General features: G+C 70.5%; 8 protein-coding genes. 6 read left to right on the top strand and 2 right to left on the bottom strand.

The window, feature by feature from the left end:
• Positions 1–55: 55 nt before the first annotated feature.
• Positions 56–1390 (bottom strand): alpha-2,8-polysialyltransferase family protein, encoded by a 1335-nt coding sequence (locus tag ACFWBT_RS38070; RefSeq protein ID WP_385707901.1) that lies wholly within the window; start codon positions 1388–1390, stop codon positions 56–58.
• Positions 1387–2367 (bottom strand): glycosyltransferase family 2 protein, encoded by a 981-nt coding sequence (locus ACFWBT_RS38065; RefSeq protein ID WP_385707898.1) that lies wholly within the window; start codon positions 2365–2367, stop codon positions 1387–1389. Before ACFWBT_RS38065 ends, ACFWBT_RS38070 begins: the two co-directional genes overlap by 4 nt.
• 198 nt (positions 2368–2565) lie before the next feature.
• Here ACFWBT_RS38065 and ACFWBT_RS38060 point away from each other — a divergent pair, with 198 nt between their 5' ends.
• From ACFWBT_RS38060 to ACFWBT_RS38035, 6 genes are all read left to right on the top strand, one after another.
• Entirely contained in the window at positions 2566–3921 is a 1356-nt protein-coding gene (locus tag ACFWBT_RS38060) for a DUF6716 putative glycosyltransferase (RefSeq protein ID WP_385707895.1), read from the top strand.
• Between the two features lie 74 nt (positions 3922–3995).
• Positions 3996–5303 carry a cytidylyltransferase domain-containing protein gene (locus tag ACFWBT_RS38055; RefSeq protein ID WP_385707892.1) on the top strand — a complete coding sequence of 436 codons (1308 nt, stop codon included), beginning with the start codon at positions 3996–3998 and terminating at the stop codon, positions 5301–5303.
• Positions 5304–5317: 14 nt separating this feature from the next.
• The gene (locus ACFWBT_RS38050) at positions 5318–6256 is read left to right on the top strand and encodes an N-acetylneuraminate synthase family protein (protein WP_385707890.1); all 939 of its coding nucleotides are present in this window, start codon (positions 5318–5320) and stop codon (positions 6254–6256) included.
• A 38-nt stretch (positions 6257–6294) separates the two neighbouring features.
• The gene (locus tag ACFWBT_RS38045) at positions 6295–7374 is read left to right on the top strand and encodes a hypothetical protein (RefSeq protein ID WP_385707887.1); all 1080 of its coding nucleotides are present in this window, start codon (positions 6295–6297) and stop codon (positions 7372–7374) included.
• A 415-nt stretch (positions 7375–7789) separates the two neighbouring features.
• The gene (locus ACFWBT_RS38040) at positions 7790–9010 is read left to right on the top strand and encodes a M20 family metallopeptidase (protein ID WP_385707904.1); all 1221 of its coding nucleotides are present in this window, start codon (positions 7790–7792) and stop codon (positions 9008–9010) included.
• Positions 9011–9340: 330 nt separating this feature from the next.
• On the top strand, positions 9341–10396 hold the full coding sequence (locus ACFWBT_RS38035) for a BMP family protein (protein ID WP_385707884.1): 1056 nt from the start codon (positions 9341–9343) through the stop codon (positions 10394–10396).
• Positions 10397–10513 lie beyond the last annotated feature (117 nt).

Below are 10513 nucleotides of genomic sequence, written 5' to 3'. Positions count from 1 at the left end.
GTGTTCGACCGGGCCCCGCCCCCTGGTGTCCCGCACGGGAAGGAAGCACTCCGCCTCAGCGGCCCACCGCCCGCTTCAGGGAGCGCGCCCTCCGGGCGACCCGCCGTACTGTCGCGTTGCGCGGGATGAAGGCGAGTTGGGCCGGGACCGCTCCGGGCAGGGCCAGCGAGGTGAGGCGCTTGCGCTTGAAGTAGCGCCAGGTGTGCTCGGACAGCTGGTTCGTCAGGTAGCTCTCGGCCGCCGGGCGCAGGTCCGGGTAGATCTTCGGCTGCATCGCGAAGCCCACGGACTTCAGGAGCTTCGTCAGGGCCGCCACGTCCATGCCGGGGCCCTGTCCGGTGACCGCCGCGCGGTCCGACAGGTCGGGCAGCAACGCGTCGACGATGGTCACCGGGACACGGTTGCTGTTCTCGTACGGGGTCAGACGGTCCAGCAGCGAGCCGGTGCCGACGCGCGCGACCGGCAGGCCGTACAGCGCGGACGCCGTGAGCAGCGCCGTGGAGAAGCAGCCGACGACCAGCGCGGGACGCATCCGCTGGTAGAGCACCTCGGCGAGGACCGGGGTGTCGAGCACGGTCAGGTCCGCGCCCAGCTTCTCGGCCTCCCGTTCCAGGACGCGCGACCAGCGGGCGGGTGCGGTCGGGTGCGGCTTGAACACCACACGGGTGTGGCCGAGGGCGATCACGCCCTTCAGCATCCGTACGTGGAGGTCCTCTTCCTCCTCGGCGGTGAGGATTCCGAGCGCGGAGAGGTACTGGCCGAGCAGCAGGGCCGGTTCGTCGATGGCCGGCAGGGCGTCGCCGGTGTCCACGAGCTGGGCGAGCACCTTCACGAAGGCGTCCGTCGGCACGATCTCCGGTTCGACGTCGAACTCGGTGAGCAGCAGCGGCTTGAGGTCGGGGACCAGGTCGAGATGGAGCAACCGGGTCACCCGGGTGCCGACCAGCGGGTCGATCTTGTTGCGGGTGGGGCCGTAGCTCATCAGGCCGTCGGCGTACACGGTGACGGGCGCGCCCATGAAGATCTGGGAGACGCCGAGCGCCGGGTTGACCTGGATGGACTCGACGGCCAGTTCGATGTCGTCGTCGCCGAGGTTCCAGGCGAGCCGCAGATGCCGCTCCCACAGGGGTACGTCGTCCGGCCGCGGGGCCCAACCGCCCGGGTGGAAGGGGGAGATGGTCTCGTTCCACGAGATGACGTCGTCGAAGCGGCCGCGCAGCTGCTCGAAGCCGGGCATCTCGTCCACGCCGGGCGTCGTCTCGGGCGTCGCCGCGTTGTTGGAGACGAGCAGGATGCGCCGGTCGGCCGGTCCGAAGCTGTCGGTGTCGAGGGCCGCGGCGAGCGTGGCCGTGCCGTACAGCGTGGACGCCATGAAGATCTGGGTGGTCACGCGGCCACCCCCGCGGCGGGCGCGGGCCGTCGGCGCAGTCGGCGCAGCCGGGTGGCGCGCTGGACGTCCATCGAGTCGAGGGCCTCGTCGAGCACGCCCTGGGGCATGCGGCGCAGTGCGACGGCACTCATGGACTTCAGTTTCCGTGCCACCGCCGGTTCGAACCTTTCGATGGATCCCAGGTGATGGGAAATAATCGCGCAATAGGTGCGCACGGCTTTGGGCAGGAGTTTTTCCGCCTCCCGGTCCTCGGCGGTTTCCGCGATGACCTGGTCGAACGCGCGAATGAAATCGAGTTGGCGCACGTCCCCGATCTGGGTGAGTGAGGAGGCGACGCCACGCCGGTAGAACACGCCGAGAAGCCCCACCGTGGCGAAGGATTCGGCCTCTCGGTGGAGTTTCCAGATCCACGGCCGGTCCTCGGCCGTACGCAGTCCGTCGGTGAAGTGGAGCAGTCCGCGGTCGACCAGCCGGCGGTGGTAGATGCCCGCCCAGGCGTAGGCGTAGTCGACGGAGGTGGACCGGTCGGAGGGCAGAATGGCGTCGCGGGGGTTGAGGACGACTCCGCGGCGACCGTGCGGAACACGGTGGACGGAGCGCGCCCGCGCGGTGCACTGGACATGGTCCGTACGGACGAAGTCGCAGCCCAGGTCCTCTATGGAGGAGAGGAGTCGTTCGTAGTATCCGGGGGCGAGCCAGTCGTCCCCGTCGAGAAACGTGAGGTACTCGCCACGCGCCCTGTCGATCCCGGTGTTGCGTGCGGTGGCCAGTCCTCCGTTCTTCTCGTGTCTGACATACACCGCACCCGGGAGCTCGCGCTCCGCGCGCGCGAGGATGTCCGGTGTCTCGTCGCGCGAGCAGTCGTCGACGAGAATGAATTCGAAGTCCTGCCGTGCGTTCGCACGCAGGCTCTTCAGGGTGTCGGGCGCATATTGCTGCACGTTGTAGAACGGCACGATGACGGAGAGCTTGACCACCCCTGTGACGTTAGGGGGCGGCCCGGCATTCGTCTTTACCGTTGGTGAGATGCCAGGTGAACGACGCGTGGCGGAACCGTGAACCAAGCCGTTTTCTCAGCCGATCCCGGGCTGATTCGCCATTCGTCGACGCGCTGTTAACCGTTTGTTGTATTCAGGTTGGGCCGCACCTCGAAAAGGCTTCCTAGCGTCTAGGACGTGCCAGCAAGTACCACGAAGTCCCTGCGAGTGGCCGTCCTCGCGGATTCCGACACCAGGTGGAAATGGGGCTCGCTCACCGCGAACCGCGTCTCCCCGGCCGACTCGGACATCCGCCTCGACGGATTCCTCCTGCGTGGCCGCGCCACCCCGACCGCCCGCCAGCTCGAAGAGGTCGGCGTCCGCGCGGACTCCCTCCGCGAGGTCACCGCCGTCGAGTTCCTGCGGGAACTGGGCAACGAGGACCACGGCTACGACCTGGTCGTCCTCGCTCTGGTCGGCGGCGCCGTCCAGGCGGTGCTGCACGGCCTGGCCCGCGCCTGGGCCGGACGGAAGAAGCGGCCCCTGGTCGTCACCGGCTATGTCGGCGTCGTCTACGAGAAGCTCGCGGACGGGCTGCTCCTGCGGCACGGCGCGGATCTCGTCCTCGCCAACTCCCGCCAGGACGCGGACCGTTTCCGGGCCGTGTACGAGGGGGTCGGCGCCGACGCCGGATCGGTGACCGAGGTCGCGCTGCCCTTCCTCGGCGGGGCCGCGTACACGGAGAACGACCCGTCCGCGGAGCAAGGGCGCAGGCCCTACACGGTCGTCTTCGCCGCCCAGCCCTCCGTACCGGAGAACCGCAAGGACCGTACGTACCTGCTGGACCGGCTGATCCGGCACGCACGGCTGCACCCGGACCGCGAGGTCCTGCTCAAACTGCGCTCCAAGCCGGGCGAACACACCACGCACATCGAGGAGCTGCCCTACCAGAAGCTGGTGCAGAAGGCGGATCCGCCGGCCAACTTCCGCCTGGTGTACGGGCACATGGGCGAGGTCCTCGACCGCACCGACCTGCTGGTCACCATCAGCTCCACCGCCGCCCTGGAATCCCTGCACCGCCGTATCCCCACCGTCGTCCTCAGCGACCTCGGGGTGCGCGAGGCGCTCGGCAACCACCACTTCGTGGGCTCCGGCTGCCTCGCGTCCTGGGAGCAGCTCGACGCGGGGCACCGGCCGGCGCCCGACGCGGAGTGGGTGGCCCGGCAGGGCGTCGCGGCCGGGGGTACCCCCGCTGGGGGAGGCTCGTACGAGACCGCCTTCGACGCGGCGCGGCTGCGCATCACCGAGCTGCTGGCGGCGGACAGGCTGCCACCCCTGGCTCCCTACTACACGCCCGTCACCGCGCCCGGCTATCTGCCCGGCATCCTCGCCCGCCACCACCTCGGGCCGGACGGCAGCCCGCTGCCCGGCGCCCCCGCGGCGGACCGGGAGCCCAGCCCCGTACGGCAGATCGTGCGCCGGGCCGCCCGCGGCGCCTACCGCCACGGCGTCCAGCGCGTGGCACCGGTGATCCGGCGGATGGGCGAACTGTGAGCGCCCCGACACCGGGCCGCCCGCCGTCCCCCGCCTCCCCCGCCTTCCTCTTCCCCTCGTCAAAAGGAAGCCCGATGACCAACTCGGAAGCGGGCCACGCCGCGCCGGTGCGCCGTGTGCTCGCGGTGATCCCCGCGCGCGGCGGCTCCAAGGGCGTGCCCGCGAAGAACCTCCTCCCGGTCGGCGGCGTGCCGCTGGTGGCCCGCGCGGTGCGCGAGTGCCGTTCCGCCCGCCTCGTGACCGACGTCGTGGTCTCCACCGACGACCAGGCCATCGCGGCCGCCGCCCGCCAGGCCGGCGCCGAGGTCGTGCTGCGCCCCGCCGCCATCGCCGGGGACACCGCCACCTCCGAGGCCGCCGTCCTGCACGCCATGGACACCCACGAGGCGCTGCACGGCTCCCCGGTCGACGTGGTGCTGCTCGTCCAGTGCACCAGCCCGTTCATCGTCCGCGAGGACGTGGACGGCGTCGTGAACGCGATCCTCGCGAACGGCGCGGACACGGCCCTGACCGTGGCGCCCTTCCACGGCTTCGTGTGGCGGGACGCCGACGACGAGCCCGCCGCCCCGGTGCCCGTCGACAGCGGCCGCGCGGCCGTCGAGGGCGGCACCGACACCCTCGTCGCCGACATCGCCACCAGCGGCGGCTACGGCATCAACCACGACAAGTCCTTCCGCCCGCGCCGCCAGGACCGCCCCCAGGACCTCCTGGAGACGGGTGCCGTCTACGCCATGGAGGCGAACGGCTTCCGCGTGGCGAAGCACCGCTTCTTCGGCCGCACCGAACTCGTGCGCACCGACCCGGCCCGCGTGCTGGAGATCGACGACCCGCACGACCTCGCCCGCGCCCGGGCCCTCGCGCCGCTCTTCGACGCGAACAGGCCCGGCACACTTCCGACCGCCGAAGACATCGACGCGGTCGTCCTCGACTTCGACGGCACCCAGACCGACGACAGGGTGCTGATCGACTCCGACGGACGGGAGTTCGTCTCCGTGCACCGCGGGGACGGACTCGGTATCGCGGCCCTGCGCAAGAGCGGGCTGACGATGCTGATCCTGTCCACGGAACAGAACCCGGTCGTCGCCGCCCGGGCCCGGAAGCTCAAGATCCCGGTCCTGCACGGCATCGACCGGAAAGACCTCGCACTGAAGCAGTGGTGCGAGGAGCAGGGCATCGCGCCTGAGCGCGTGCTCTACGTCGGCAACGACGTCAACGACCTCCCCTGCTTCGCCCTCGTGGGCTGGCCGGTGGCGGTCGCGAGCGCCCACGACGTCGTGCGCGGCGCCGCACGCGCGGTCACCACCGTCCCCGGCGGCGACGGCGCGATCCGAGAGATCGCCAGCTGGATCCTCGGCCCTTCTCTCGACTCCCTCGACAAGTAAGGAACTTCTCCACCATGAGCACCAACTCCCGTCTGCGCCAGTTCGGTTCGAAGACCGCCGGTCCCGGCCACCCCGTCTACGTCGTCGGCGAGATCGGCATCAACCACAACGGCGAGCTCGAGAACGCCTTCAAGCTGATCGACGCCGCCGCCGAGGCCGGCTGCGACGCCGTCAAGTTCCAGAAGCGCACCCCGGAGATCTGCACCCCGCGCGACCAGTGGGACATCGAGCGCGACACCCCCTGGGGCCGCATGACCTACATCGACTACCGCCACCGCGTGGAGTTCGGTGAGGACGAGTACCGCCAGATCGACGAGTACGCCAGGAGCAAGAACATCGACTGGTTCGCCTCCCCGTGGGACACCGAGGCCGTCGCCTTCCTGGAGAAGTTCGACGTCCCGGCCCACAAGGTGGCCTCCGCCTCGCTGACCGACGACGAGCTGCTGCGCGCCCTGCGCGGCACCGGCCGTACGGTCATCCTCTCCACCGGCATGTCGACGCCGAAGCAGATCCGCCACGCGGTCGAGGTCCTCGGCAGCGAGAACATCCTGATGTGCCACGCCACGTCGACCTACCCGGCGCAGGCTGAGGAACTCAACCTCCGCGTCATCAACACCCTGCAGGCCGAGTACCCGAACGTTCCGATCGGCTACTCCGGCCACGAGACGGGCCTGCAGACCACGCTCGCCGCGGTCGCCCTCGGCGCCGCCTTCGTCGAGCGTCACATCACCCTGGACCGCGCGATGTGGGGCTCCGACCAGGCCGCCTCCGTCGAGCCGCAGGGACTGACCCGCCTCGTTCGCGACATCCGCACCATCGAGGCCTCCCTCGGTGACGGGGTCAAGAAGGTCTACGCGTCCGAGCTCGGCCCGATGAAGAAGCTGCGCCGCGTCACGGGCGTCGTCGCCGAGGCCGAGATCGCCGCGGCCGCCGGCGAGCCCGTCTCGGTCTGAACGCCCTGAACTCCTTACGACGGGACGGTCGTACGACGATGAGCCCCCGCACCGGATCCACCGGCTCCCACACTCTCGCCTTCGTCGAGAGTCCGGTACAGCTCCTGAACGTGCTGGAGTGGGCGCACACCCAGGCCCACGCTGCCGCGGCACCCGGCGCGGGGTTCACCCTCGTCGTCCTCTCTCCCAACGACCCGATGACGCGCGGCCAGCTCCGCCGGATGGCCGAGCTGGCCCGCGACGAGGGGCACACGGTCCGCTGGGAGGAGGCGCGCGGTGGCACCACGGCCCCCTTCCACACCATCGGCGGACTGGCTCCGCTGCTGCGCCGGGCCCGGCGGATCGTCATGGGGGACCCGTTCTCCCGCTATGTGCAGCTGTTGCTGACCATCACCCGGGCACAGGACCTGGTCGTGGTCGACGACGGCACGGCGACGATGGAGTTCGTCGCCCAGCTCGCCCGCGGTGAACGCCTGGTGCGCTGGCACCGGCGCGGCGGCCGCCCCGGGCCGCGGGACGTGCTGTTCGCTCCCGTGTCCGCCGCAGCCCGCCGCCGGCTGACGCCCACCGACCGCCGTACGGTCGAGGTCTTCTCCTCGATGCCGATCGAGTCGGCACCCGACGGCGTCCGCATCACCGCGAACGACTTCTCCTGGACCCGGGCCCGGTTCGGCCCGCCCCGCATCACCAAGGGCGCCGACCTGGTCGGCACCTCGCTCGTCGAGACCGGCGTGGTCGACCCGGACCGCTATCTGGAGGCGGTCCGCGCGCTCGCCAGGACGCACGGCGCGACCCGCTACTTCGCGCACCGCCGCGAGAGCGTCGACAAGCTGCACCGGCTGGCCGTCGAGACGGGCCTGGAGATCGTCCGCCCCGACCTGCCGCTCGAACTGATCGCCCGGCGCGGCCCCATAGGCCGGACGATTCTGAGCTTCCCGTCCACGGTCGTGCACACGCTGCCGCTGGCCCTGGTCGGCACCGATGTGCGCGTCGCCGTCTGCGACATCGACCCCAGCTGGCTGACGGAGAACGCCTCGCCGCGGGCCCAGGGCTTCCTGTCCGGGGTCACGGGCACGGCCCGTGACGTCCACCGCCTCTCGGCGGTCCCGGCCGTCTAGGACCGGCCGCACATCCCCGCCGCGAAGGGCCCGGCACACCGTGCCGGGCCCTTCGGGTCCCTCGCCCGGCACCCATCAACAACGGAACGTGACGATCCTGTCGCGTGACGGTGACAGTTCCGGAACCCGGTCGCGGTGGTGTGAGACGGTGGAGACCATGTACGGGAATGGGCTCGGACACGTCGGGCGTTGTCCTGTGCACATCGGCGGGCGAACCCCGCCCGAGTGGGATCGCAGCCGGTCAGCCAGGCCTGTTCAAGATCCAAACGCCCGAAGAGCCGGGCGAGTTTACCCACCCTCGAAGCCGGTCATGCGCCACGCGACCAGATTTTCTTCCCCTAACGGGCTGAACTTTTGTTGATCGTGGGTCAGTTGGCCGCCCGATCGTCCTACCCTTCAAAGGGTGAACCAACTGATGTCCCGAGAGTCCGAGGCCGATCTCCCCGGGGAGCCGCTGCTCCCCGGCGCGCTGCCCGAGGCACTGCGCGCCGAACTCGTGGCGTTCCGTCGCGACTTGCACATGCACCCGGAGCTCGGCAATCAGGAGTTCCGCACCACCGCGGCGATCAAGGCGCGCCTGGAGCGGGCGGGCCTGGAGCCGCGCGTCCTCTCCATCGGGACCGGCCTCATCTGCGACATCGGAGACCCGGACGACGTACGCCCCATGCTGGCCCTGCGCGCCGACATCGACGCGCTGCCCATCCCGGACACCAAGAGTGACTGCACGTACCGCTCGACCGTGCCCGACCGGGCCCACGCCTGCGGCCACGACATCCACACGGCGGTCGTGCTCGGCGCCGGTCTCGTCCTCGCGGACCTGCACGCCCAGGGGCTGCTGCCCCGGCGTGTGCGGCTGATCTTCCAGCCCGCGGAGGAGGTGCTGCCCGGCGGCGCCCCGGACGCGATCGAGTCCGGTGTCCTCGAAGGAGTCGGGCGGATCGTCGGCGTGCACTGCGACCCGAGGGTCGACGCGGGGCGCATCGGACTGCGGCACGGCGCCATCACCTCGGCGTGCGACCGGCTGGAGGTGTCACTCGACGGCGCGGGCGGCCACACCGCGCGCCCCCACCTGACCACCGACCTCGTCACCGCCGCCGCGCGGGTCGTGACCGATGTGCCGGCGCTCGTCGCCCGCCGCGTGGACGCCCGCAGCGGGCTCTCGGTGACCTGGGGGCGCATCGAGTCGGGGCACGCCTGCAATGTGATCCCGCAGCACGCCGAGCTGTCCGGGACCATCCGCTGCCTGGACCTCGACGCCTGGCGGGCCGCGCCCGACCTCGTCCACGCGGCGATCGACGAGATCGCCAACCTCTACCGCGCCAAGTCCGAGATCAACTACATCCGGGGCGTCCCGCCGGTCGTCAACGACGCGGCCGTCACCGAGCTGCTCCGCGACGCGATGACCGCCCGGCGCGGCGCGCACTCCATCGAGGACACCGAGCAGAGCCTCGGCGGCGAGGACTTCTCCTGGTACCTGGAGCACGTGCCCGGCGCGATGGCCCGCCTCGGTGTGCGCCCGCCGGGTGACCGCACCACCCGCGATCTGCACCGGGGCGACTTCGACGCGGACGAGTACGCGATCACGGTCGGCGTCGAGATGTTCACCGCGGCGGCCCTCCTGGACGAGCGGGACTGACGGCTCGGGGCGCGGCCGGTGACTCAAGTCGCGCCCCCCGATGGCTCGCAGTAGCGTGGTGCCGAGTCATTCGTCAACAGTCACTCCGTGGAGCAGGAACCACCCGCTCCGTCACGCGGGCTCCACTTGTCGGACACAGCGTGTGATGGTCGCCGCGGGTGCTGCCTCCCCAAATGCACCTTTCGGTCCCATGGTTCACAAGGACGTAACCGGCCATCGGCACGAATGGATAACGGCCAGGCGGAATCCCGTTCCCTGGACGGTCTACGCGCGTTAATGTGCGCCGAACTCAGCACCCACTGCGGGGCTTTGGAGAATGGGGAACTTCAGATGCGTCGGATAGCCAGCCTGACCCGCGTCGCGGTGGGGGTCGCGTCGCTCGCACTCGCCGCCACGGCCTGCGGCGGCACCAGCAACGACAGCGACAGCAGCAGCAGCAGCGAGAGCAGCGGAGCCAAGGGCCTCGCCATCGCGTACGACGTCGGCGGCAAGGGCGACCAGTCCTTCAACGACGCCGCGTTCTCCGGTCTGGAGAAGGCGCAGAAGGAGTTCGGCTACAAGACGGCCGACATCGAGCCCACCGACGGCGAGACGGACGCCGACAAGGAGCAGCGCCTGTCCTCGCTGGCCAAGCAGGGCTACAACCCGGTCATCGGCATCGGCTTCGCCTACGGTCCCGCGCTGGAGGCCGTCGCCAAGAAGTACCCGAAGACCACCTTCGGCATCGTGGACTCGGTCGTCGAGGGCAAGAACGTCGCCTCCCTGGTCTTCGCCGAGCAGGAGGCCTCCTACCTCGCCGGTGTCGCGGCGGCCAAGGCCACCAAGACCAACACCGTGGGCTTCGTGGGCGGCGTGGACGTTCCCCTGATCCACAAGTTCGAGGCCGGCTACACGCAGGGTGTCAAGGACACCAAGCCCAGCGTGAAGGTCCTCTCGCAGTACCTGACGCAGACGGCCGAGGAGGGTGGATTCTCCAGCCCCGACAAGGGCAAGGCCGCCGCCGAGGGCCAGATCGAGAAGGGTGCGGACGTCATCTACGCCGCGGCCGGTCTGTCCGGTCAGGGCGTCATCGAGGCCGCCTCCGCCAACAAGGTGTGGGCCATCGGTGTCGACTCCGACCAGTACAAGCAGGAAGCGCTGGCCAAGTACAAGGACTCGATCCTGACCTCCGCGCTCAAGGATGTCGGCGGCGCCGTCTACACGCTGTCCAAGTCGGTTCACGACGGCAAGCCGCTGACCGGCACGCAGACCTTCGACCTCAAGGTGAACGGTGTCGGCCTCGCCGACAGCAACCCGAAGATGGCGGAGATCTCCGGCCTCACCGCCGCCGTGGCCAAGGCCAAGGAGGGCATCACGGACGGCAGCATCAAGGTCAAGACCGAGTAGCAGCCGCCGTGAGCGGCGGGTGACCGCGGCGGGGCGGACCCGCCGCACCACCCCCCGTCGGACAGGCTGACCGGCGCATCGGCCGCAGCATCGCGGAACGGGCGGGCACCTCAGGTG

The organism is Streptomyces sp. NPDC060027 (genome assembly GCF_042737005.1).
Lineage (GTDB): Bacteria > Actinomycetota > Actinomycetes > Streptomycetales > Streptomycetaceae > Streptomyces.
This window is presented reverse-complemented; position numbering and strand designations above follow the sequence as displayed.

Bases quoted from the DNA above. Each gene is read 5' to 3' on its own strand.
- ACFWBT_RS38040 (WP_385707904.1), top strand. From the start codon at position 7,790: ATGTCCCGAGAGTCCGAGGCCGATCTCCCCGGGGAGCCGCTGCTCCCC.
- ACFWBT_RS38035 (WP_385707884.1), top strand. From the start codon at position 9,341: ATGCGTCGGATAGCCAGCCTGACCCGCGTCGCGGTGGGGGTCGCGTCG.
- ACFWBT_RS38055 (WP_385707892.1), top strand. From the start codon at position 3,996: ATGACCAACTCGGAAGCGGGCCACGCCGCGCCGGTGCGCCGTGTGCTC.
- ACFWBT_RS38050 (WP_385707890.1), top strand. From the start codon at position 5,318: ATGAGCACCAACTCCCGTCTGCGCCAGTTCGGTTCGAAGACCGCCGGT.
- ACFWBT_RS38045 (WP_385707887.1), top strand. From the start codon at position 6,295: ATGAGCCCCCGCACCGGATCCACCGGCTCCCACACTCTCGCCTTCGTC.